This window comes from Bacillus sp. TH17 (assembly GCF_016651125.1).
GTDB classification, from domain to species: Bacteria; Bacillota; Bacilli; order Bacillales; family Bacillaceae_G; genus Bacillus_A; species Bacillus_A mycoides.
In genome coordinates this window covers 3,067,610-3,092,562 of the sequence record NZ_JAEKEN010000001.1, presented here as the reverse complement: position 1 = coordinate 3,092,562, position 24,953 = coordinate 3,067,610, and the positions used below count along the sequence as shown (strand labels likewise).

Here is a 24,953-nt window from a genome sequence, read left to right as displayed (position 1 = left end):
ATTGTAAGTTTAAATAGTATAAATAAAAGGGTATTGAAATAAAAACAGCTAGTAAGAATAGATCTATTTAGGAAGGAGAAAGGAATTGTGAAAAGACTTTCTAAATAATGGATCTCTAAAAACAATAAAAAGTGATGTTACTTCTCTTATATCCAATCAATTTACCTTATGAAACATAAGATGTAGAAAAGCAAAAAAGAGGTGTGAATTGATGTGGAGAAGAAGGGATAATCTTGGGAATTTGAATGATTTAGATTTGGTGTCCAAGCCTCCTTTTCATAATGACATTTTAACTTATGATAGTACGCAATTAAAATGGATTCCAAAATCATTTGAAGCTACAAATTCTACAAGTATATATGTATTAGAATTAGATAGATGGGATGTTAAGAATGATGGGACTGATGCTATCAATACTTCCAAAGGTATTAATAATGCTTTAGTTTGGGCGGCTCAACAAGGTTATACGGAAGTTGTGTTACCTAGAGGAATATATTTGATTGATAAACAAACACCCATCGAACCACCAAGTCATTTAACTTTGAATCTAAACGGTTCAACATTAAAAATGGAAACAAATAATTTGACTGGATATGCAATTATAAGTTTTCGTAGAAATCAAGTATATTCTAGGATAACAAATGGTATTATCCAAGGAGATAGATATACACATGATTATTCTAGTGGGGGAACACATGAGGCAGGGTACGGCATTGAATTGGGGAGTTTTACTCCACCTGCTGATGGGGGGAACAATACACGGTTTGTATCTTTAGATAATCTAGATATTTTAGATTGTACAGGAGATGCCATTACACTGAACAGTACTTTTGGGCAGATTTCACCTTTTCCTACAGCATTAGCAAGTTCATTTGAACAGGGAGCAATTAATACAACAGATGGTTCATTAGTAAGTAGTACAACAAAGATACGTTCCAATTTGCAAATTGATATGACCCAAGTGGCTATTGTAAAGTATGGTTACTTTGGATTATATGGAAATGGATTTGGAGCATTGGGTTCTGAAATAAAATGCGATTATTATGATGTCATTTTTTACACTTCAAATAATATATTTTTATCTTCAAAAACCAATGTACAATTCTTTGATGAAGTAGAAGTCCCTAATGGAGCAAGTTATGCTAAAATTGTTTTGCATCAAGGGAATGTTCCTGCTCCTGCAAATTGTTTAATAAATGTTCGGGTGCCTTCTTTTTCACAATATACTTATATAGAAAAATGTAATTTACATGATTGCCGTAGACAAGGGATTAGTGTATGTGGGGCAAAGAATGTATATATTCGAGATAATGATATTCATCACATCGCAGGTACCAATCCACAAAGTGGACTAGATATTGAAGATGGATATGATTTAAATCAATATATATACATTGAAAGAAATAATTTTCATGATAATAAAAATTATAATATTATTGTTGTAAATGGGAAATTTATCTATATATCGAATAATTCTATTATGAATACCATTTCAAATGCTTATGTTGGGCTATCTATTAATGGTGGTGCAGATAGGGTAATCGTAACAGGGAATAATATCCGATTAACCAAGGTCTCTTTGTTAGGAGATGTTATTTTTTCCAATAATTATGTATATGGAGCGCAAGTAAATGTTCAAGGTGTATATGTAAATCGACCTATTAATATATTAGATAATTTTTTTCTAATAGTAAAATGATTATTGATACCCCCTTTCCATATGCGGTTAAAATTGATTCCTGTCGCTTTATAAACGATGCAGATAAACTAAATTCCTTGTCATCATTGTATCAGTGGACATTAGAGATGAAAAATGAGCCGCAAACTATCTCAAATTGTATATTTGAAGGACAAGACGTTTTGTATTTAAATTATGTACCAGTAGGAACAGTTAAATCAGGTTGGATATTTGAAAATATTATATTTAATAATGTTAAAAACCCACCCTTAGTTGCAGGGACATATACAAATTGCTTTTTTAAGGACGTAACCTTTTTGGGGATAACAAGTACAGGAAGCACTTTAGAATTAAAAGATTGCAAGTTCTTTAGTATAGATAGAAATAACACGTTATTTACAGTGAATAACCTCAAAGCATTCAAGATGATGGATTGTCATATAGAAAAACCCAATGGTACGGTCTTGAATATTCAAAATGTATCTGATGAAATAGTGTTAAGGGGAAATACTATAAAAATTACAAATGATACTCTTCAGAGGGCTATTATTGTTTTGGATGCAGCGTTTACTGGTAAGCAAGTGATAATTCAAAATAATATTATAAATTCCACAAATTTGATGCAAGTTGGGATAGATAATAGAACAACGAGTATTACACCCCTAGTAGTAATTCAAAACAACGTGTTGAATAATGCGAAAATTACAATTACAGGGAGGGAATTTCTGCAAGGGAATATAGTTAATGGTGTAATAGATCCAAATTAATGCATGGTGATAATTAAATTTGAATAGTTTCAAAAAATTATGAGAAATGAAGTAGAGTGGCTCTTAATAAATATGTCCATAAAGTATTATATAATGGTACATGGAAGGATTTTGTCCAATGTAATTATTCGAAATAGTCTAATTCCTAATAGATAATAGGTTTATTGACTTTTAGTTACTACTATAGAATAGAGAAAAGCTATTATGTTTTTTATAAACATAATAGCTTTTTATTATTACGTTAACTGCATACTTAAAAATAGTGTGTAGGAGAATTTTTAAATAATAAATGGATTTTTTAATATACTACTAAGCGTTGTTTATAAAACTGTGTTTGTGAATATATTTTTTGAGATTTTTACAGTGTGTAATAGTCTCTTGGATAAGCATTTGGAAAAATATATTTTGCACCTATGTGTATTGCTTTCTTCTACTTATTAAGTTTTAAAGCTGTGTACTATAGAAAATGTTTGCAGGTGATAAGTAAAGAGAAATTGAATACAATTCTTTAATTACAACTTAAGAATACTTGATTTCAATCCGTAATGAATACTTTGTAGATTATTTAACTTTGGAAAAGCATTTGTAATAATTTAAGATGGGGGAATGATTGGTAATGAAGAGACTGTTTGATATCTTTATTTCTTTATTATTATTAATTTGCTTTTTTTCGTTATTCTTTTAGTAGCAATTATAGTTAAAACTCAGATAGGATCACCCATTTTATTTAGACAACAACGTCCAGGGTTACATGGAAAACCTTTTTATCTTTATAAATTTCGTACGATGACCAATGAGCGAGATCGTAATGGGGAGCTGTTACAAGATCACGCTAGATTAACTAAAGTTGGAAAATTTCTTAGAAAATATAGTTTAGACGAATTACCACAATTAATAAATGTGCTAAAAGGTCAATTAAGTTTGGTGGGCCCCCGCCCATTATTAATAGAATATATGCCTTTATATTCGAAAGAGCAAGCTAAAAGGCATAATGTAAGACCCGGAATCACTGGATGGGCTCAAGTTAATGGAAGAAATAGTATCTCATGGGATGAGAAATTTAAATTAGATGTATGGTATGTTGAGAATCAAAGTTTTCTTTTAGATTTGAAAATTTTATATCTAACTTTTAGTAAGGTTTTAAAGTCGGAAGGGATAACAAATAATAAGCATGTGACTATGCCAGTTTTTAAGGGGGAATCGAGCATGGGGGGGAATAAAATGAATATTTTGTTTACTAGCTCTGGTAGGAGGGTCACCTTAATTAAAAAATTTAAGGAAGTACTTAAACAAGAAGGAATCAAAGGAAAAATCTTTACTGCAGACTTAAAAGAAACTGCTCCCACCATTTACTTTAGCGATAAGCATTTTATTGTTCCGCGTGTAAATGAAGAGGGATATATAAATGAATTATTAAAAATATGTAAATCTGAAATGATAAATCTAATAATTCCGTTAATTGATACAGAATTAACCCTTATGGCTAATAATTCGAAGGTTTTCGAAGGTATTGGTGTAAAAGTATTAGTTTCTAGTATGGAATTAAATAAGATTGCTAATAACAAAAAATACACATATAACTTTTTTGCATCTAATAATATACCAACACCTAGAGTATATAGTGATGAAGAGATTGGAAGAAAAGAATATCAATTTCCACTATTAATTAAACCTTATGATGGCAGTTCTAGTAAAGGTGTAACAAAAATAATGAATGAAAAGGAATTGGAATTTTTTAAGGATTATATACCTAACGCTATGATACAAGAATACGTTTCAGGAGAAGAATACACTATAGATGTCATGGTAGATTTCTGTGGGAATATAAAAACAATCGTTCCTAGATTGCGTATAGAGACACGAGCAGGTGAGGTAAGTAAAGGTATAACCAGGAAGGATTTTGATATCATCCAAGCAGCAGAAACTGTAATAAAAGCTCTTCCTAATCCTATTGGGTGTATTACTTTACAATGTTTTAAAAAGGAGGATGGACAAATTACGTTTATTGAAATAAACCCTCGTTTTGGAGGAGGAATACCACTATCAATAGAAGCAGGAGCGAATTTTCCACTTTGGACAATTAAAATGTGTCAGGGGGAAGTCTTTATAGATAAGGACTTTAATTGGAGAGAAAATTTAACAATGCTTAGATATGATGAAGCGGTTTTTATGGAGAGTATTTAAGATGATGATTAAAGCAATTGTTTTTGATATGGATGATACTTTATATAAAGAGAAAGATTATGTTGTAAGTGGTTTTAAAGCAGTGGATGATTGGATTAAAGAGAAGTATAAGAAAACCGGATTTTATAATATTGCAATTCAATTATTCGATTCGGGGGAAAGAAGGTTCGTGTTTAATGAAACACTAGAAAAGTTAAACATTCCTTACGATGAAAAATTGATTAGTAATTTGATAGAACAGTATAGGTTTCATAAACCAGATATTCAATTGTTGGATGAAGCGGATTGGGTACTAAATAATTTAGTTAATACCGTTAAAATAGGACTTATTTCAGACGGATATTTAGTTGCCCAAGAAAAGAAAATTAATGCATTAAAGTTAAAAGAGAGATTTCATTCGATAATTCTCACTGATGAGCTGGGAAAAGAATATTGGAAGCCGAGCCAAATTCCTTATGAAAAAATAAGTAAGGAACTACAGGTGCCTCATCAGCAATGTGTCTATATAGGAGATAATTTAAGTAAGGATTTTATAACAGCCAAGAAATTGAAATGGTTAACGATCCATATTAATAGAGAAGGTGGAATTCACCATAATCTTATAGTTGAGCAAGCTTATAAAGCACATTATACAATTGATAATTTAAGGAGATTATCTGATATATCTGTATTAGAGCATATGTTTTTAGATACATAGTATTTAAATATGTATAAAGGATGTGTTTACATGCACACAGTTCAGCATAAAAAGCGAATTTACCTTTCCTCTCCGCACATGAGTAGGAATGAACAAAAATATATTCAAAATGCATTTGATACAAACTGGATTGCCCCTCTTGGCCCAAATGTTGATGGATTTGAAAGAGAACTTGCATCTTTTGTAGGAGTGAAAGGTGGGGCTGCAGTTAGTTCAGGTACGGCTGCTATTCATTTAGCTTTGCGATTATTAGATGTCCAAAAGGGAGATACAGTGTTTTGTTCAAGTTTTACTTTTGTAGCGAGTGCGAATCCGATTGTTTATTTGGGAGCTGAACCAGTATTTATTGACTCAGAACCGGAAACATGGAATATGTCACCGAATGCATTGGCACATGCATTGTATGAAGCTAATAAAGTGGGGAAATTACCAAAGGCTATCATTCTTGTTCATTTATATGGTCAGAGTGCTAAACTAGATGAAATTCTTTCACTTTGTAATCAATATAATGTTCCTATAGTTGAGGATGCAGCAGAATCTCTAGGTTCTACATATAAAGGAAAAGCAAGCGGTACATTTGGGAGGTTTGGGGTTTATTCATTTAACGGAAATAAAATCATTACAACTTCGGGTGGTGGAATGCTAGTTTCTAATGATGTAGAAGCATTAGAGAGAGCGAAGTTTTTAGCGACACAAGCAAAGGATCCAGCTCCACATTATGAGCATAGTGAGATAGGATATAATTATCGAATGAGTAATATTTTAGCTGGTATTGGTAGAGGACAATTAGAAGTGTTAGAAGATAGGGTGAGAGCTAGAAGATTTATATATAAACGGTATTATGAAGCGCTATCTCACATGCCAGGATTTTATTTTATGCCTGAATTAGAAAATACTCGCTCTAATCGTTGGCTTACTACATTGACAATTGATGAAAAGGAATCCGGGATCACTATTGGGAAATTGTTGAGAACTTTAGCAGAAGAGAATATTGAAGCGCGTCCTATGTGGAAGCCACTTCATATGCAGTCGCTCTTTAAAGAGAAGAAGTATTATCCGCATAGTAAAAATGAAGATGTGTCGCATTCCTTATTTCAAAGTGGAATTTGTTTGCCTTCAGGATCTAATATGTTAGCTGAAGATCAACAAAGGGTAATTCAAAGCATTTTAAAAGCAGTAGAATGGAAGAATTAAAAGAAAAGTAAGTAAAATTGGAATTAGATTTGTATATGTACCACTATTTGTTCTTTATAGTGAATTCCAAAGGGGATTGTTTGGGAACATTCAGTTTCAATTGACATAAAAAAGGGATAATTATAGGCTTTTAATATCTATATCTTAGTCTGAAAGTAAATTTAAGCATGTAATTGAGAAAGTAATAAAACAAATAATTTCGTTCGTTAAAAAGAATGATAAAGAGGTATGTTTAACGAATTTAATATGTAAATAGTATTTGTAGTAACTTTTCATATATTAGGAGGAAGAAATGAGCGCTATAGCTGGCATTATTCACTTTACTAATGAGCCTGTATCAATTGAGCACGGAAGAGAAGTAATGAGTCGTTTATACAAATATCCTGCCGATGATATTCAAATATGGCACAAAGAAAATGCTTTTCTAGGATGTCATGCACAATGGATTACACCAGAGTCAGTTGGTGAACAATTACCCTTTTATAATTATGAAAAGCAACTGGCAATTACAGCAGATGCTATTATTGATAATCGTGATGAGTTATTTGAAAAATTACAAGTGGATTATTCGGATAGAAAAAACATGACAGATAGCGAGTTAATTTTACTCTCTTATCAGAAATGGGGGAAGCGGCTCCAAAATATTTGGTAGGCGATTTTGCCTTTATGATTTGGGATGAGAAAAAACAAATTCTTTTTGGTGCCAGAGATTTTTCAGGAAGTCGGACACTTTATTTTTATCGTGGTGAGGAAAAATTTACTTTTTGTACTATTATAAATCCGTTATTTTCTCTACCATATGTTGAGAAGAAATTGAATAAGCAGTGGATTGCTGAATTTCTAGCTATACCTGTAAATTTCGAATCGGTAGATCCACAGTTAACAGTTTACAAATATATAGAACAAGTGCCTCCATCACACACTATTTTGGTAAAGGAAGGCGAAGTGAAGTTTTCGCGATACTATACACCAACTGTTGGGGAAATGCTTAATTTAAAATCAAATGAAGAGTATGAAGAGGCGTTTCGAGAGGTGTATCAAAGTGCAGTGAAGGCACGTTTACGAACACATCACCAAGTAGGAGCTCATTTGAGCGGAGGGCTAGACTCAGGTTCTGTCGTTAGTTTTGCTGCAAGTGATTTACGGGCTGAAAATAAAAAATTACATACGTACAGTTATGTTCCAGTAGAAGGATTTGAAGATTGGACACACAAAGGTAGAATAGCTGACGAAAGACCATTTATTCAATCGACTGTCGAGCATGTAGGGAATATACAGGATTATTATTTAGAATTGCCGGAGAGAAGCCCACTATCGGAAATTGATGATTGGTTGGAAACAATGGAGATGCCATATAAATTTTTTGAGAATACTTTTTGGTTGAGTGGAGTTTATGAAAAAGCATCTCAGAATGGAATAGGAGTACTTCTTAGTGGTCAAAGAGGTAATTGGACAGTATCGTGGGGACCTATTTTAGATTACCAGGCAATGTTATTGAAAAAGCTACATTGGATTCGTTTTTATCGTGAACTACATTTATATAGTAGAAATATAGGAGTGAAAAAATCACGTATTTTTGAAGTGGTAAGACGAAAGGCATTTCCATTTTTGCATCAGTTACTTTTTTCAGGGAAACAAGATGCAAATTCCGCAATAATTAATCCGGAATTTGCAAGGGAAATGAATGTTTTTGACAGACTCAGAGAACAAGACATCGATATAACAGGCACCTCTATCTCTAATGCATATGACATGAAAAGAGAACAGTTTGAAAAACCATATTATTGGAGCATAAATGGAACGTATGAAACGAAATTATCATTACGTTATGCTTTATGGGATCGTGATCCCACAAATGACTTACGATTGATTCAATTTTGTTTGTCAGTTCCAGAAGAACAGTATGTTCAAAATGGTTTGGATCGAGCCCTGATCCGGAGAGCCACAAAGAATTTCCTTCCTGATAAAGTACGATTGAATCAACGGGTTCGAGGTATTCAAGGTGCAGATGGTGTTTACCGTATGGCTCCTTTTTGGAATGAATTTATTGAGGAAGTTGAAGAACTTAGTGTAGATCCAGTAATTTCTGAATTTCTAAATGTCGAGGTAATTAAGAAAGCTATCTCAAAAATTTGTAAAGAACCTCGACCAGAATATGCATTTGATTTAGATTTTAGAATTTTAATGCGTAGCTTAATCTTCTATCGATTTATAAAAAAAGCAATGTGAAAGGAGGTGATACGTATGAAAAAGGAATGGAAACAACCTGTATTAGAAGTACTTAATATTAATATGACTATGGCGGGGCCTGGGCATAAATATCCAGATGCTGTTCAACCTGACCCAGACGATCCAGTGAAGTACAGTTAAGTCATTGGAAAAATAAAGCTCTTATATAGCTTTATTATATAAGAGCTTTCAAAAAATTGACAATGTGGGGGGATAGGATGTTTGATTCTATGGGGAATGTGTTATATCAAGCCTTCGGGTTAAAAATAGTAAGTGAAATCCCATTACCTGAATTGTCTCAGCTGAATGAAAAAAAAGAGATGGCGGATGTTCAAGTTGAAATAACTGATTTGTCAGAACAGTGGGGTGAATATAGCGCAGAAAAGCAAAAAACGATAGTAGTGGAGGATGATATAGTTATGTTTCATGTTCCTCAAACTGCAATATTCGCTATACAATCAGGTGAGAAAATCACCTTTTCACCTATGGCAAATGCAGAAGAAGATAAAATTCGACTATATATTTTGGGAACTTGTATGGGGGCGCTGTTAATGCAACGTAAAATACTCCCATTGCATGGGAGTGTAATTGCTATAGATGGGAAAGCATATGCATTAATTGGTGATTCAGGAGCTGGAAAATCAACGTTAGCCTCGGCTTTTTTGAATAAAGGATATAAGCTTTTAAGTGATGATGTAGTTGCTGTGTCTCTTTTGAATAAAAATACTGCAATAGTTCATCCTTCTTACGCACAACAAAAATTATGGCAAGAGAGCATAAATGAGTTAGGAATGGAAGTAGCGCAATTTAGCCCTTTATTTGAAAGGGAAACGAAGTATGCTGTTCCTGTGAATTCTCAATTCTTTCCTGATCCATTACCTCTTGCTGGTGTTATTGAATTAGTAAAAACGCAGGGAGAAGATATCGAGATGACCCGTATAGAAGGGCTCGCACGCTTGTATAAATTATACCGCCATACTTTTAGGAATTCTTTGATTTCTAAATTAGGATTGATGGAATGGCATTTTGAAACTTCATCTAATATTGCAAGTGGAATGGAAATATTTCAAGTAAGCCGCCCGGCTTCAAGATTTACAGCTCATGAGCTTGTGGAAGTTATTTTAAATACTATACAGAAAGGGAGTATGGTTGATGGTTGTCCACTCGAGAAAAATATCATTAGAACATAACGTTGTCCAAAGTAAGGGTAATATAGTAAGCGATATGGATGGAGAAAAAGTTATGTTAAATGTCCAGAAAGGAAATTACTATAACTTAGGTGAAATAGGCGGAGAAATATGGGAGCTTATTGAAAAGCCAATAATAATTAATCAGCTTGTTACTATGCTAGTATCTAACTATGATATTGAACGAAAAGATTGTGAAGAGCAAGTTCTTTCCTTTTTAGAGTGTTTGTTTCAAGAAGGGTTAATTCAAATAAAAGATCAGCCTAATAGATAGATTCGTAATTTCAAAAGAACTGTTAGGAAGGGATTAATAAATATTGTGAAAAGGTTAAGGATGTTTTTATCACTAAACATGAAAACAAAGCTCTTATTTTTAGAGGCTTTTATTTTTTTAGGATGGGCACGTGTACTAAAAAATATTACATTTTCCAAAGTTGCACCTTCTTTAGGGGATTACATGAGTGAAACCTCAAGTACTCATATTCAACCGCACGGAGATACGCTAAAAAAGGTGTCCGAAGCAATTTCTATTATGAGTCGTTATACTTTTTGGGAAAGTCAATGTCTCGTTAAAGCTATAGCTGGGATGAAAATGCTTGAAAAACGTCACATTGAGAGTACTCTTTATTTAGGAATGGCTAAGGATAATAGTGGGGAACTAATTGCACATGCATGGTTACGTAGCGGTTCTTTTTATGTTACTGGATCGGAAGGAATGGAGAAATTCACTGTCGTTGGATCATTTGCAAAGAGGCTAAGTGAGAACACTATTAAAGGAGAGTAAAATGGAGAAAGATTTTGGTCTTAATGTAGAGTTCATGTCTAAGGAATTGAAACTTCTTTTTGCAATTTTGAAGTTACAAGATGACGAAACAATGCAAACTTACAGTAATGAATGGTTTTCGGATATTGATTGGGAAGTATTTCTTGAGCAAGCCGTGCATCATCGCGTTTATCCGGTGATATATCAAAAACTTAAACAGGTGGACAAGGAGCTGATTCCTTCACATATTGTACAAACCTTGACTAGAAAATATAAAAGAAATACATTTCAAATGCTTTATTTAAGTGCTGAAATGGAACGAATAAATAAATTATGTAATGAAAATGAGATTCGTACGATTTTTCTAAAAGGGCCTGTACTATCTCAGGACTTATATGGAGATCTTTCTTTACGAACATCCTGTGATTTGGACGTTCTCATCCCTATTCAAAATTTAGAAAAAGCAGAAAAACTACTTTTAGAGCAAGGGTATGTGAAAGATGATTATATTCAAACGATATTAAGTGATTGGAAATGGAGGCATCACCATATAACATTTTTCCACCCAACAAGGCGGATCAAACTTGAAATTCATTGGAGATTAAATCCCGGACCGGGTAAGGAACCTGGGTTTGAAGAGCTTTGGAAGCGAAAGAGAAAAAGTACACTTACGAGTAATTCGGTATATATGTTAGGGAAGGAAGACTTATTTTTATTTCTTGTATCTCATGGTGCCAGACATGGTTGGTCCAGGCTACGTTGGTTAGTAGACATAAAAAAAATTGTCGATCAAGATCTTAATTGGAGTGAGATTCATAAATTAATGAGAAAATATCAAATGCTTCATTTAGGAGGACAAGCGTTAATTTTGGCATCTCAATTGCTAGGTGTACGACTAGATGAAAGAATGATGGAATTAGTAACTAAAAAACATTCAAAACAGTTAGCGCAAGAAGCGTTGTTTTATTTCAAGCAAATGATAAACTTGCATACCGACCCTGTGCCAAAAGAAGTACTTGCTTATCATAGTCGACATTTATTTTCACTAATGTCTAATCAGCAAAAGATTTTATATATTATGAGCCAACTATATCCTTATCCAATTGATGCAAAAACATTGCCGTTACCTAAATTCCTTCATTTTTTATATTTTCCTTTACGTCCGTTTCTATGTCTTTGGAGGAAAACAAAGAAGCTTGCTTTGTTATAGGGGGAACATCGATGAATCATATTATATATTTTATGAAGAAATTATATTCTTCTGCAGGGAAAATTCTGTATGTGAATTTGTTTGGTATGGTTTTAATAAGTTTACTTGAAGGGATAGGTATTATTTTATTAATTCCTATGATAAGTATGACTGGAATAATTAATATAGGTGAGGAGACTGCTTTTATTGCACCTGTCTATAGATTTTTGCAGGATTTCCCTAAAACAACAAGTCTAATTTCTATTTTAGGTATATATATACTAATAGTGTTAGGTCAAAATCTATTACAACGAAACATAACGCTAAGGGATGCGAGAACGCAACAAGCTTTTGTACGAGAATTAAGAATAGAAACATATAGTATGATTCTAAAAGCGAAGTGGAGTTTTTTTTAGAGAAAAGGAAAACAAATCTAATAAATATATTAACTACAGAATTAGCTCGCGTAAGTTATGGGGTTAATTTAATTTTACAATTGTTAGCTGTTATTCTGTTTACATTCATACAGGTGGGGCTAGCGTTTTTATTATCTCCCCAAATAACTATATTTGTTTTGGTCTTTGGCTTATTATTCTTAGTAGCTTCTCGTGCTTTTATAAAAAAAGCACGAATACTAGGCGGTAAGACCTCGAAATTAGCACAAGACTATCTTTCTGGTATAACAGATCATTTTAATGGAATTAAAGATATAAAGAGTAATACTTTGGAAGCATCACGTTTAGATTGGTTACAATCTATAACAGAAAAGATGAGTAATGAACAAATGGAGTATATGAGAATAAGGTCGAACTCTCAATTGTTTTATAAAGTTTCAATGGCTATTTTAATTGCATTTTTTATATTATTATCAGTAAGTATATTTAAAGCTCAACCCACCCAATTACTATTAATCATACTCATCTTTTCGAGACTATGGCCACGATTTATGACAATTCAGTCAAATTTAGAACAGCTTGCTGCAAGCATTCCTGCTTTTAAGTCATTATGGGAATTACAAGGGGAATGTAATGAAGCAATTGAAATGCAGGATATACATCAGCAAAAACATATAAAGCCGATTTGTATAGAGCAGGGTATTGAATGTAAGGGTATTTATTTTCGATATAATAAGAAGGAGCATTTGTATGCACTTCAAAATATTAATGTGAAAATACCAATCAATAGTATGACGGCTATTGTGGGACATTCGGGAGCTGGGAAGAGTACATTAATCGATGTTTTAATGGGATTGATTCAGCCAGAGAAAGGTCAAGTATTAATAGATGGAACTCCTCTTACAAGTGAAAATTTATTGTCATTGAGACGGGCTATTAGTTATGTGCCACAAGATCCTTTTTTATTTAATGCAAGCATAAGAGAAAATTTATTGATGATTGAGCCGAATGCGAGTGAAGAACAAATTTGGACTGCATTAGATTTTGCGGCGGCAGCTGAATTTGTACGAATGCTTCCAAAAGGGCTTGATACTCTCATTGGAGATCGTGGAGTGAGACTTTCAGGTGGTGAACGTCAACGACTTGTACTAGCTCGAGCTATTTTAAGACAACCATCCATTTTAGTATTAGATGAAGCTACGAGTGCATTAGATACTGAAAATGAAGTAAAAATTCAATCAGCAATAGAAAGGTTGAAAGGAACGATGACTATTGTTGTTATTGCGCATCGGTTATCTACGATCCGCAATGCAGATCAAGTTATTGTTTTAGGAAAAGGTGAGATTGTTCAAAAAGGTGAATTTAATCAATTGGCTAAAGAGAGAAAAGGTGTATTTCGAAATTTATTAGGGTCACAAATGGAAGTGGGTTCATAGAGGAGAAAGATTGAATGAAATCTTGTAGTATTGTAATTCGAGTTGAATGAAAGCCGGGATAATGGTCAGTTACAACAGATCTTATTCGGGCTTTTATATTTGTGTTTTCTAAATTTAGGGAATAAATATAATTCAGTACCTTGCAATAAACAATACTAAGTGGTATATTATGGATAAAATAGCTACCGTTTATTGAACAGTACTAAAATGAGAAAGGGGGATCGTCCTTGAACGTTCAGTTTAAAAAAGGTGTGTTAGAACTGTGTGTATTGGCACTTGTAAAACGTAAGGATTGTTATGGATATGAACTTGTTCAGCAAATCTCTAATAAATTTTTAATATCGGAAGGTTCTGTATATCCGTTATTACGTCGTTTAACGAAAGAGGGATATTTTCAAACGTATTTAAAAGAATCCACGGAAGGACCGCCCCGTAAATATTATCAACTAACAGAGCAAGGAGAGATGCAACTTACTTTATTAGTAACAGAGTGGCGTGATTTTGCTAAAGGTGTTCAAGAAATTATTGAAGGGGTGGAATGGGATGAGTAAAGAGCAGTTTCTTAAAGAATTATCAAGTCATCTTAGAAAGTTACCAGAAGAAGAGCGACAAGATATTTTATTTGATTATGAAGAGCACTTTCAGTTTGGGATGGAAGAGGGGAAAACTGAATCAGAAATAATAAAGGGACTTGGCTCTCCGAAAGTAATTGCGAAAGACTTACTTGCGATGTATCGATTTGATGAAATGAAAAAAGATCCGTCGACTTCAAATGTGACAAGAGCTGTCATGGCAGCGGTTGGACTTAGTTTGTTTAATTTTATTATTGTGTTAGGCCCGTTAGTTGCAATTATAGCTTTTATATTTTCCTTTTGGGTCGGTGGGATTGCTAGTGTAGTGACACCATTTTTCGTTATTGTAAAAGTATTTATGGGCACTTTTATATGGTTGGATCTTTTCGTTAGTATAACGTTTGTCGGAGTAGGTTTGTTGTTATGTATTGTAGCTTATTATAGTACGAAGTGGTTTAAAAGATTATGTGTACGCTATGTAGTCTGGAACTTCAAAATGATAAAAGGGGAGTAGATGATGAAAAAGATATTATTAGTAGCTATCGCTTGTATCATTATTGGAGTAATAGGGATTTCACAAACATATGAAAAAGCAGTACAAACTGCAGAGAAAGGAGATAAAGAGGACGTAATTAAAAACGAAACGCTAAAAAATGTAGAAGTTAAGTTAGATGCTGGAGATATTGTTGTCCAAAAATCTCCTGATTCCTCTTTTTATGTAAAGCAAAAAGGAGACGTAAGTAAACAGGAGATTCGTATTGCTGAAGATGGTGATACATTAAAAATCATAGGGGAAATAGAAAAAGGTGTTTCATTTGATTTTTCATTTTACAATTTCGGATTTCAAACGCCTACATTGACTATATTAGTACCTGAACGTTCTTATCAAGAGATAAAAGTAAATTCATCCGCTGGACAAATAGGAATAAGTAATGTGAAAAGTGACCGCGTAAGTGTTGAAACACTCGCCGGAGAAGTGGATTTGAAACATGTAACAGCAAAGAGTGTGGAGGGGTCTACAAAAGCTGGTGAGGTGAATTTTAAAAAAGTAATAGGGAAAGTAACAGCAAAAACGGCTAGTGGGGATATAGATATTATTGATCATGATTCTAAATATGATTTAGAGGTAAGTTCAACTGCTGGAGATGTAGATATTACTTTATTGGAAAAACCACAAGATGCAGTTATAACTGGGCAAACTGCTGCTGGAGACGTGACAATTTTTAATGAAGACAATAAAAATATAACGATTGGTAATGGTAGTAAAAAGATTAGCGGTAAAACCGCTGCTGGAGATGTTACTATTGAAACGCGTTAATAATTAATGAAACGCATTCTTTTGAATGAACGGAAATCTATCAAAATATAAAAAGAAGATAATTACCTATATAAATAAGGGAATTATCTTCTTTTTATTATTTTTAATGTAAATCACGATATACGCCAATTACTTTTCCGATAACTGACACTTGTTTTAAAATAATAGGTTCTAGTGAAGAGTTTTCCGGTTGTAGACGGAAATGATCTTTTTCTTTATAGAAACGTTTAACAGTTGCTTCGTTATCTTCTGTTAAAGCAACTACAATTTCACCGTTGTATGCAGACTGTTGTTGGCGAACAACAACTAAATCACCATCAAAGATACCGGCTTCAATCATGCTATCTCCAGAAATGCGTAACATAAACACTTGATCTGCTCCAGCAACGATACTAGCTGGAAGTGGGAAGTGATCTTCTACACTTTCGACTGCTGTAATCGGTAAACCGGCAGTAACTTTTCCGATGATTGGAACTTGAATAACAGATTGTGTTTCCGTTCGGTTGTCACCTAAAATTTCAATTGCGCGTGGTTTTGTTGGATCGCGTCGAATATATCCCTTTTCTTCTAGTCGTGATAAATGTCCGTGCACTGTAGAACTAGAAGCAAGGCCGACTGCTTGACCGATTTCACGTACGGAAGGTGGATATCCTTTTTCTTGTACTTTTAGCTTAATAAAGTCGAGAATGTCTTGCTGGCGTTTCGTTAACTTTTCCATGTTTTCTAACACCTCGTTTTCTTTCATTTTTCTTATTATTAAGTATAACATGCGAAAAAACATTCTACAAACATAAGTTCGAACGAAAGGCAAATTTATGATACACTATAAGGAAAATATAGTGAGAAAGAAGGGTTCAAAATGAATGCAATTATTTATGCACGTGTGAGCACAACAAAAGAAGAACAGGAAACATCATTATTGCGTCAAAAAGATGAATTATTGCATTTAGCTGAGCGCTATCAAATGGATGTTACAAAGGTAATTGAGGAGCAGGCTAGCGGTTATACAATTGAACGTGATGGCATATTAGAAGTGCTAGATACAATTCGAGATGAACAAGTTGATGTACTACTTATACAAGATGAAACGCGTCTTGGTAGAGGAAATGCAAAGATTGCATTAATGCATTGTTTACATAAAGAGGGGATAAAAGTTTATACACACACACATAGTGGTGAATTACAGCTTTCAGATTCTGATTCGATGGTGCTAAATATAATTGGGATCGTTGAAGAGTATCAAAGAAAGATCCACAATTTAAAAATTAAACGTGGCATGCAAAGAGCAGTGGAGAAAGGATTTCGTCCAGAAAATAATTTGAAAAATCGTCATTTAAGCGTAGGACGTGAGAAAAAAGAAGTGCCAATTGAGGAAATTGTACGTTTGCGCCGGAATGAATTAACTTTTGAAGAAATTGCAGCAACACTTCGTGGTTTTGGTCATGATGTTTCAAAAGCAACTGTACATCGAAGGTATGTAGAATATACAAAGCAATTGCTTGATAAAGAGGACTAACTATTGTATGATAATAATCAGTTTTGAGTAGAAGGGGGATTCGAGATGCCAAGTCAAGAACTCATTGAACGCATTAACTTCTTAGCGAAAAAAGCAAAAGCTGAAGGCTTAACTGAAGAAGAACAACGTGAGCGCCAATCGCTTCGTGAACAATATTTAAAAGGATTTCGTCAAAATATGTTAAACGAATTAAAAGGAATTAAAGTCGTTAACGAAGAAGGCACGGACGTTACACCGGCGAAATTAAAAGCTTTAAAAAAGCAGGATAATGCAAAATTAAATTAAAAGATGGGCATAGCCCATCTTTTTTTATTTGTTAAAATTGTTATTTAATAACTTTCCAGTTTTCATTTTTCGTTGCTTCTATCCTTTTATGCTTCAATATATAGTTAGCGATAAGTTCAGACATATCTGTTGGTATGTCTTTTACTACTGGTTTATTTTGAAACATAAAGAAGTTCCCGCCACCGCTTGCACGATAATTATTCATAACAACGTCATATTCTTCATTCATATTAAGAGGAGCGCCTTTATACTGCAAAGACTCTACTCTCTCTCCAATTGGTTTTGAAATGTTTAATACATACGAAATCCCTTCCCACATATCGTAATTATAGTGTTGTGGTTTTGGTTCTATATAGGTAGGGTTTACGATGATGGTTCCATCTGCTTTTAATGTGAAATAAGAAGCAGAGAGTTCGAGAGCATTTTTTATATCCGCTCCGGTTATTCTAATTACTTTTAATGTATTTGGATAAATATAATTAGAAACGATGTCACGCATTGTTACATGTTTAGGGAAACCTGGAGATGTATTATGAAACAAACTTGTACAAGAAATTGAAACATTAGCTATATCCATCTGTATTTTATTTATGAATTCAATAAAAGGATGGTCTTGCAAACGTGTTTGCATAGCATCGGAAATTTGCATATCCCCATAAATTATTCCAATAGGTTTATCAAGCCAATTTTGTGTTTTCTCTTCATAATTGGCAACCAAGGAAAGAACATCTTGGTCTGCCGCAATTCCTTGTACGGGCAATAACTCTGAATAACTCTCTTTTTTCACCCATTTTTGTTCTGCTTTTTCGAATGTTACTGTTACTTTTCCAACTGAGTGTCCATTGCATCCGGTCTGTAAAATTGTTACACCATTAATCACGGTGTGAGCGATTTCTCGGTGTTGGTGGCCTGTTAGTAAAATATCTATGCCTTCAATTTCATGGCACATTGCATATCCTTGGTTTTCACCTGTTAAAACTTCAGTCGGTACTCCGGTTTGTAAATCACGTTCAAATCCCCCGTGATAGGCTACGACTAGTAAATCTGCTTTTTCATGTTTACGGATGTAAGAAACCCATTTTTTTGTTGTTTCAAATGCATCTTCAAATTGTAAATCTTTAATATGATGTGCTTGTTCCCAATGGGGGATGTAATGCGTTGTCACCCCTAAAATAGCAATTTTTATATTTGATTCAATATGTTTTATTATATATGGTTTTCCGAAATAAGGTTCTTTTCTGTTTTTATCTAAAATGTTTGCTGATAGATAAGGGGAATTTGCAGTAGTCACAGCATTATTTAATATATCCATTCCGTAATTAAATTCATGATTTCCGATAATTGCAATGTCATACTCTAAGTAGTTGGCTAATAAGGACATTGGGTTTTCCATATCTTTTTCGTATGTAGCGTAATGATAAGTAAATGGTGTTCCTTGAATGAAGTCCCCGTTATCAATCAGAAGAACGTTTGCATTTTGAGAACGTTCTTTTTTTATGAGAGTAGAAATTTTAGCTAAACCAATTTCTGCTTTGGAGTTATCTTGGTAGTGAATTGGATACACAGTACCATGTACATCGCTTGTTAATAAAATATTTAAAGTTACAATTTGATTTTGATTCAACGCCATTCACCTTTTCTATAGTTATCTTTCAATTAATCATATCAAATATATGAAAAGAATTTTAATGTGAATGTATAGAATATGTAAAGATTCTGTAAATAAGCAATTATTTGTAAAAATATGTGATATATTTCTTCATGTTTATGGAAGGTTATTTTATAACAACGAAAAATGGAGGCATTAACATGTTGAAAAAAGTTTTTGCAATGAGCACAACAGTTGTACTAGCAGCGGGATTATTAAGTGGATGTGGAACGAAGGAATCAAGTGCAAGTAAAAATGAAGATACGAAAAAAGGTTATGTACCGAAGACACTAAATGTTCAATTTGTTCCTTCTCAAAATGCAGATACGTTAGAGGCGAAGGCAAAACCATTGGAAAAGCTATTAAGTGATAAATTAAACATTCCGGTAAAAGTTAGTATTTCAACGAATTACAATACAATTGTAGAAGCGATGGCATCTAAGCAAGTAGATGTAGGATTTTTACCTCCAACAGCGTATGTGTTAGCGCATGAGAAAAAGGCTGCAAACGTAATTTTACAGGCGCAACGTTTTGGGGTAGATGATGAAACTGGAGCTCCCACAAAGGATTTAGTAGATGTTTATAAATCAGAGTTTGTTGTTAAGAAAGATTCTAATATTAATAGTGTAAAAGATTTAAAAGGTAAAAAAATTGGCTATCAAGATGTAACATCATCAGCGGGTTATGTATGGCCTGCGGCTGTATTGTTAAAAGAGGGAATCGATCCGTTGAAAGATGTGAAACCTGTTACATTAAAAGGTCATGATCAGTCACTTATTGCTCTTTTAAATGGTGATGTAGATGCAGCTGTTGTATTCCAAGATGCTCGTAATATTGTAAAAAAAGATTATCCGAATATATTCGATCAAACGAAAATAGTAAAATTTACGGAGAAAATTCCAAACGATACGATTTCTGTACGTTCTGATTTAGATGCAGAGTGGAGCAAGAAATTACAGGATGCTTTCATTGAAATAGGAAAGAATGAGGAAGGGCACAAAATCATTAAAGAAGTATACTCACATGAAGGATACGTTAAATCTGATGATAGTAAATTTGATATCGTTCGTGAATATGGAAAGAAAGTGAAAACGCAATAATACATATGGAAATGGCGACTAACTGGAAAGTGTGTGATTTCAGTTAGTTTGCCGTTTTTCAGTTATTGATAATACATAGAAGGTAGGTAAGATGTGTGATAGAGTTTCGAAATGTTTCCAAAGTGTATCCGAATGGTACAAAAGGATTGAATAATATAAACTTGAAAATTCAAAAAGGTGAGTTTGTTGTAATGGTCGGGCTATCCGGTGCTGGAAAATCAACACTTCTCAGATCGGTAAATCGCCTTCATGAAATCACAGAAGGAGAAATCATTATTGAAGGGGAGTCTATTACTGCTGCAAAAGGAAAAGGATTACGACGCATGCGCCGAGATATTGGTATGATTTTTCAAAGCTTTAACCTTGTGAAGCGATCAACGGTACTGAAGAATGTATTAGCTGGGCGGGTTGGATATCATTCTACATTGCGTACAACGTTAGGTCTGTTTCCGAAAGAGGATGTGGAGCTTGCATTCCAGGCGCTGAATAGAGTGAATATCTCAGAAAAAGCATATGCACGAGCTGATGAATTATCAGGGGGACAACAGCAACGTGTATCAATTGCTAGAGCATTGGCACAAGAAGCGAAAATCATATTGGCAGATGAGCCTGTTGCTTCGTTAGATCCTCTGACAACAAAGCAAGTAATGGATGATTTGAAGAAAATTAATGAAGATTTTGGAATTACGACAATTGTAAACTTACATTCTATTGATTTAGCGAGGCAATATGCTACTCGTATTATTGGATTACATGCTGGTGAAATTGTTTTTGATGGATTAGTAGAAGAGGCAACGGATGAAAAATTCGCTGAAATTTATGGGGACGTAGCTCAGAAAAGCGCATTATTAGAGGTGGCAGCTAAATGAATGAAGTGACGATATATTCGAAATCGATACCGAAGCCGCCGAGTAAATTGAAACATATGTTAACGGTTATTTTAGTTATTTTACTGTTGTGGGGTAGTAGTGTACAGGTCGACGCATCATTTTCAAAACTAGTAGTTGGTTTTCCGAATATGATGGATTTATTGAAGGAAATGGTGCCACCAGATTGGAGTTATTTTCAAATTATTACAACAGCAATGTTAGATACAATACGTATGGCGATTATTGGAACGACTTTAGGGGCGATTTTAGCCATTCCACTTGCACTATTTGCGGCAAGTAACGTATTTACTAGTGTATTTTTGTACAGTCCAGCTCGATTGATTTTAAATTTTATACGAACAATACCAGATTTATTATTAGCGGCTATTTTTGTAGCGATTTTTGGAATAGGACCACTTCCAGGTATTTTGGCTCTTACTTGTTTCTCCGTTGGACTCGTAGCGAAATTATTGTATGAGTCAATTGAATCAATTGATCCAGGTCCATTAGAAGCGATGACAGCTGTAGGAGCGAATAAGGTGCAATGGATAGTTTATGGGGTCATTCCGCAAGTGAAAGCGCACTTCGTCTCCTATGTACTTTATACATTTGAGGTGAATGTACGTGCAGCAGCTGTTCTAGGTTTAGTAGGAGCAGGTGGGATTGGATTATATTATGATCGTACACTTGGATTTTTACAATATCAACAAACTGCTTCTATTATTATTTATACCCTTGTTGTTGTATTGCTAATTGATTATATAAGTACAGCGTTGCGGGGGAAATTATAATGAGTAAAACGACAATAATCGTACCAAAACCGAAGAAACCGAGTATATATCGCTGGATTATTTTTATAGCACTTACAGTTATATATGTATGGGCCTTTTCAGGAGTCCCGTTAGAGGGAATAAAGAATACGGCGGGAGAAATTACAAAAGCAATTATGACAGGCGTATTGAACCCAGATTGGTCGTATGTATCTTTGCCAGATGGTGAAGATTTATTACACGGTTTAATTGATACGTTGGCAATTGCGATATTAGGTACATTTATTTCTGCTTTTTTATCTGTTCCATTTGCTTTTTGGGCGGCAACGAATATGAGTAGTGGAAAATTAACTTCAGGAACTGGGAAATTTGTACTTAGTTTTGTTCGTACATTTCCTGAATTAGTTATGGCTCTTTTATTTATAAAAGCTGTTGGTCCAGGCTCTTTTGCCGGAGTTCTAGCTTTAGGGTTACACTCTATCGGAATGTTAGGGAAACTATATTCGGAAGGAATTGAAAATATAGATAAGGGACCGACGGAAGCGTTAATAGCAACGGGTGCAAATCGGTTTCAAATACTTTGGTATGCCGTATTACCACAAGTGTTACCGGATTTTCTATCGTATACGTTATACAGGTTTGAAATTAATGTACGATCCGCTGCGATTTTAGGTGTTATTGGAGCAGGTGGTATTGGTACGCCATTAATTTTTGCACTTAGTTCACGTAATTGGTCTCGTGTGGGAATTATTTTATTAGGTATCATTTTAATGGTAATTATAATTGATTTTATTTCAAGTTCTATTCGTAAGCGGATTATTTAATTTGTTTTAAAAGCATCTAATTCAGATGCTTTTTTGTATTTTTAAAGGTTATCAAAAAAGAGATATATCAGAAATTAGTATATTTGTATAAATATACAGATAATTATCTTTATTTTTAAAATAAAAACAATTAAAAAGTATGTCATATTGAATGCCCATACATTCCCTGAATCACTGTATTTTTTATGAAAAATCAAAAAAACATCAACATATTTGTCGATACATGTTGTATAATCTTGCGTGGGAAGCTATCATATAAATGTATAAAACGTTTACTAACATACGCGAAGGGAAGAATAGCATGTCACATTCAATCGAACAACTTTCTATCAACACGATTCGCACATTATCCATTGATGCGATTGAAAAAGCAAACTCTGGTCACCCAGGAATGCCAATGGGTGCAGCACCAATGGCTTATACATTATGGACTCAATTTATGAAACACAATCCAAATAACCCAACGTGGTTTAACCGCGATCGTTTCGTATTATCTGCAGGTCATGGTTCAATGTTACTATACAGCCTACTTCATCTATCTGGTTATGACTTAACAATGGATGATTTAAAGAACTTCCGTCAATGGGGAAGCAAAACTCCAGGACATCCTGAGTACGGTCACACAGCAGGTGTAGACGCAACAACTGGTCCACTTGGACAAGGTATTGCAACTGCTGTTGGTATGGCGATGGCTGAAAGACATTTAGCGGCTAAATACAACCGTGATGCGTATAATGTAGTAGATCATCATACATACGCTATTTGTGGTGATGGAGATTTAATGGAAGGCGTTTCTGCTGAAGCATCTTCATTAGCTGCTCATTTACAATTAGGTCGTCTTGTAGTACTTTACGATTCAAACGATATTTCATTAGATGGCGATTTAAATCGTTCATTCTCTGAAAGTGTAGAAGATCGTTACAAAGCATACGGATGGCAAGTAATCCGTGTTGAGGATGGAAACGATATTGAAGCAATCGCAAAAGCAATTGAAGAAGCGAAAGCTGACGAAAAACGCCCAACGCTAATTGAAGTAAGAACGACAATTGGTTTCGGTTCTCCAAACAAATCAGGAAAATCAGCTTCACATGGTTCTCCACTTGGTGTAGACGAAACAAAATTAACGAAAGAAGCATACGCTTGGACTGCTGAACAAGACTTCCATGTAGCAGAAGAAGTATATGACAACTTCCGTAAAACAGTACAAGATGTTGGTGAAACGACGCAAGCTGCGTGGAACACGATGCTCGGTGAATATGCACAAGCATATCCAGAATTAGCAAACGAACTGCAAGCAGCAATGAACGGTCTTCTTCCAGAAGGTTGGGAACAAAGCTTACCAACTTATGAATTAGGATCAAAAGCAGCAACACGTAATTCTTCAGGTGCTGTAATTAATGCAATTGCAGAGTCTGTACCATCATTCTTTGGTGGATCAGCTGACCTTGCTGGTTCTAACAAAACATATATGAATAACGAAAAAGACTTCACAAGAGCTGATTACAGCGGTAAAAACATTTGGTACGGTGTTCGTGAGTTTGCGATGGGTGCAGCAATGAACGGTATTGCACTACATGGCGGTTTAAAAACTTACGGTGGTACGTTCTTCGTATTCTCTGACTACTTACGTCCAGCAATTCGCCTTGCAGCATTAATGCAATTGCCTGTAACGTATGTATTCACACATGATAGTATCGCTGTTGGTGAAGATGGTCCAACACATGAGCCGGTTGAACAATTAGCAGCACTTCGTGCAATGCCAAACGTTTCTGTTATTCGTCCAGCAGACGGTAACGAATCAGTTGCAGCTTGGAGACTAGCTCTAGAATCAACAAAAACACCAACTGCATTAGTGTTAACTCGTCAAAATCTTCCAACATTAGAAGGTGCAAAAGACGATACTTATGAAAAAGTAGCAAAAGGTGCATATGTAGTTTCTGCAAGCAAGAAAGAAACTGCTGATGTAATCTTAATTGCAACTGGATCTGAAGTAAGCTTAGCAATCGAAGCGCAAAAAGCTCTAGCAGCAGACGGCGTTGATGCAGCTGTTGTTAGCATGCCATCTATGGATCGCTTTGAAGCTCAAACTGCTGAGTACAAAGAATCTGTACTACCAAAAGCAGTAACGAAACGTTTCGCAATTGAAATGGGTGCTACAATGGGATGGCACCGTTATGTAGGTCTTGATGGAGATGTACTAGGTATTGACACATTCGGTGCTTCTGCTCCTGGTGAGAAGATTATGGAAGAGTATGGATTTACTGTAGAGAACGTTGTTCGTAAAGTAAAAGAAATGCTTTAATGATTTTAGAAAAATCTCTCCAGCATGGGG

At 34.4% G+C, this 24,953-nt stretch carries 20 protein-coding genes and 4 pseudogenes; 22 read left to right on the top strand and 2 right to left on the bottom strand.

Translation table 11 applies throughout. From position 1 onward, the window contains the following. Positions 1-211 precede the first annotated feature (211 nt). From JFT95_RS15710 to JFT95_RS15635, 15 genes and pseudogenes are all read left to right on the top strand, one after another. Positions 212-2,445, top strand: a pseudogene (locus JFT95_RS15710) (right-handed parallel beta-helix repeat-containing protein). A gap of 616 nt (positions 2,446-3,061) precedes the next feature. Then, a pseudogene (locus tag JFT95_RS15705) lies at positions 3,062-3,665 on the top strand (sugar transferase). Next, entirely contained in the window at positions 3,652-4,629 is a 978-nt protein-coding gene (locus tag JFT95_RS15700) for an ATP-grasp domain-containing protein (RefSeq protein ID WP_201053667.1), read from the top strand. The pseudogene JFT95_RS15705 and the gene JFT95_RS15700 overlap by 14 nt, the downstream one beginning before the upstream one ends. Before the next feature lies 1 nt (position 4,630). Then, positions 4,631-5,326, top strand: coding sequence for an HAD family hydrolase (locus JFT95_RS15695; protein WP_002128593.1), 696 nt, complete (start codon positions 4,631-4,633; stop codon positions 5,324-5,326). Positions 5,327-5,356: 30 nt separating this feature from the next. Further along, a complete protein-coding gene (locus tag JFT95_RS15690; RefSeq protein WP_201052762.1) occupies positions 5,357-6,520 on the top strand; it encodes an aminotransferase class I/II-fold pyridoxal phosphate-dependent enzyme in 1,164 nt (387 codons plus the stop codon). A 292-nt stretch (positions 6,521-6,812) separates the two neighbouring features. Further along, positions 6,813-8,749: pseudogene (locus tag JFT95_RS15685) on the top strand (lasso peptide isopeptide bond-forming cyclase). Between the two features lie 15 nt (positions 8,750-8,764). Further along, on the top strand, positions 8,765-8,890 hold the full coding sequence (locus JFT95_RS15680) for a paeninodin family lasso peptide (protein WP_000712621.1): 126 nt from the start codon (positions 8,765-8,767) through the stop codon (positions 8,888-8,890). Positions 8,891-8,967: 77 nt separating this feature from the next. Next, positions 8,968-9,939, top strand: coding sequence for an aldolase (locus tag JFT95_RS15675; protein WP_002128587.1), 972 nt, complete (start codon positions 8,968-8,970; stop codon positions 9,937-9,939). Further along, positions 9,902-10,210: a lasso peptide biosynthesis PqqD family chaperone gene (locus JFT95_RS15670; protein WP_002128586.1), complete on the top strand. Its 309-nt coding sequence runs from the start codon at positions 9,902-9,904 to the stop codon at positions 10,208-10,210. The genes JFT95_RS15675 and JFT95_RS15670 overlap by 38 nt, the downstream gene beginning before the upstream one ends. 36 nt (positions 10,211-10,246) lie before the next feature. Continuing rightward, entirely contained in the window at positions 10,247-10,720 is a 474-nt protein-coding gene (locus JFT95_RS15665; RefSeq protein ID WP_033707071.1) for a lasso peptide biosynthesis B2 protein, read from the top strand. Between the two features lies 1 nt (position 10,721). After that, entirely contained in the window at positions 10,722-11,909 is a 1,188-nt protein-coding gene (locus JFT95_RS15660) for a nucleotidyltransferase domain-containing protein (protein WP_201052761.1), read from the top strand. Positions 11,910-11,920: 11 nt separating this feature from the next. Further along, positions 11,921-13,719 (top strand): annotated as a pseudogene (locus JFT95_RS15650) (ABC transporter ATP-binding protein). A gap of 227 nt (positions 13,720-13,946) precedes the next feature. Further along, positions 13,947-14,270 carry a PadR family transcriptional regulator gene (locus JFT95_RS15645; protein WP_002066545.1) on the top strand — a complete coding sequence of 108 codons (324 nt, stop codon included), beginning with the start codon at positions 13,947-13,949 and terminating at the stop codon, positions 14,268-14,270. After that, the gene (locus JFT95_RS15640; protein WP_002128581.1) at positions 14,263-14,805 is read left to right on the top strand and encodes a DUF1700 domain-containing protein; all 543 of its coding nucleotides are present in this window, start codon (positions 14,263-14,265) and stop codon (positions 14,803-14,805) included. Before JFT95_RS15645 ends, JFT95_RS15640 begins: the two co-directional genes overlap by 8 nt. Continuing rightward, a complete protein-coding gene (locus JFT95_RS15635; RefSeq protein WP_201052759.1) occupies positions 14,806-15,609 on the top strand; it encodes a DUF4097 family beta strand repeat-containing protein in 804 nt (267 codons plus the stop codon). A 103-nt stretch (positions 15,610-15,712) separates the two neighbouring features. On the opposite strand, the gene lexA is transcribed toward JFT95_RS15635, so the two are convergent. Further along, positions 15,713-16,327, bottom strand: coding sequence for a transcriptional repressor LexA (gene lexA, locus JFT95_RS15630; protein ID WP_002087894.1), 615 nt, complete (start codon positions 16,325-16,327; stop codon positions 15,713-15,715). Positions 16,328-16,468: 141 nt separating this feature from the next. On the opposite strand from lexA, the gene JFT95_RS15625 reads away from it, so the two are divergent. Then, positions 16,469-17,125, top strand: a complete 657-nt coding sequence (locus JFT95_RS15625; protein WP_002128580.1) for a YneB family resolvase-like protein — start codon at positions 16,469-16,471, stop codon at positions 17,123-17,125. A gap of 45 nt (positions 17,126-17,170) precedes the next feature. Continuing rightward, on the top strand, positions 17,171-17,410 hold the full coding sequence (locus JFT95_RS15620) for a DUF896 domain-containing protein (protein ID WP_002014431.1): 240 nt from the start codon (positions 17,171-17,173) through the stop codon (positions 17,408-17,410). A gap of 40 nt (positions 17,411-17,450) precedes the next feature. On the opposite strand, the gene JFT95_RS15615 is transcribed toward JFT95_RS15620, so the two are convergent. Beyond that, positions 17,451-19,034 (bottom strand): bifunctional metallophosphatase/5'-nucleotidase, encoded by a 1,584-nt coding sequence (locus JFT95_RS15615; RefSeq protein WP_201052758.1) that lies wholly within the window; start codon positions 19,032-19,034, stop codon positions 17,451-17,453. Between the two features lie 185 nt (positions 19,035-19,219). Here JFT95_RS15615 and JFT95_RS15610 point away from each other — a divergent pair, with 185 nt between their 5' ends. The 5 genes from JFT95_RS15610 to tkt all read left to right on the top strand — a co-directional run bounded on the left by JFT95_RS15610 (position 19,220) and on the right by tkt (position 24,923). Next, on the top strand, positions 19,220-20,158 hold the full coding sequence (locus JFT95_RS15610) for a phosphate/phosphite/phosphonate ABC transporter substrate-binding protein (RefSeq protein ID WP_002137777.1): 939 nt from the start codon (positions 19,220-19,222) through the stop codon (positions 20,156-20,158). 95 nt (positions 20,159-20,253) lie between these two features. Then, positions 20,254-21,027 (top strand): phosphonate ABC transporter ATP-binding protein, encoded by a 774-nt coding sequence (gene phnC / locus JFT95_RS15605; protein WP_002033479.1) that lies wholly within the window; start codon positions 20,254-20,256, stop codon positions 21,025-21,027. After that, complete coding sequence (gene phnE, locus JFT95_RS15600) at positions 21,024-21,818, top strand: phosphonate ABC transporter, permease protein PhnE (protein ID WP_002137773.1); 795 nt, start codon at positions 21,024-21,026, stop codon at positions 21,816-21,818. Before phnC ends, phnE (JFT95_RS15600) begins: the two co-directional genes overlap by 4 nt. Continuing rightward, entirely contained in the window at positions 21,818-22,621 is an 804-nt protein-coding gene (phnE, locus tag JFT95_RS15595) for a phosphonate ABC transporter, permease protein PhnE (RefSeq protein WP_002066554.1), read from the top strand. The genes phnE (JFT95_RS15600) and phnE (JFT95_RS15595) overlap by 1 nt, the downstream gene beginning before the upstream one ends. Before the next feature lie 301 nt (positions 22,622-22,922). Next, positions 22,923-24,923: a transketolase gene (gene tkt, locus JFT95_RS15590; protein WP_201052757.1), complete on the top strand. Its 2,001-nt coding sequence runs from the start codon at positions 22,923-22,925 to the stop codon at positions 24,921-24,923. The last annotated feature ends 30 nt before the right edge of the window (positions 24,924-24,953 follow it).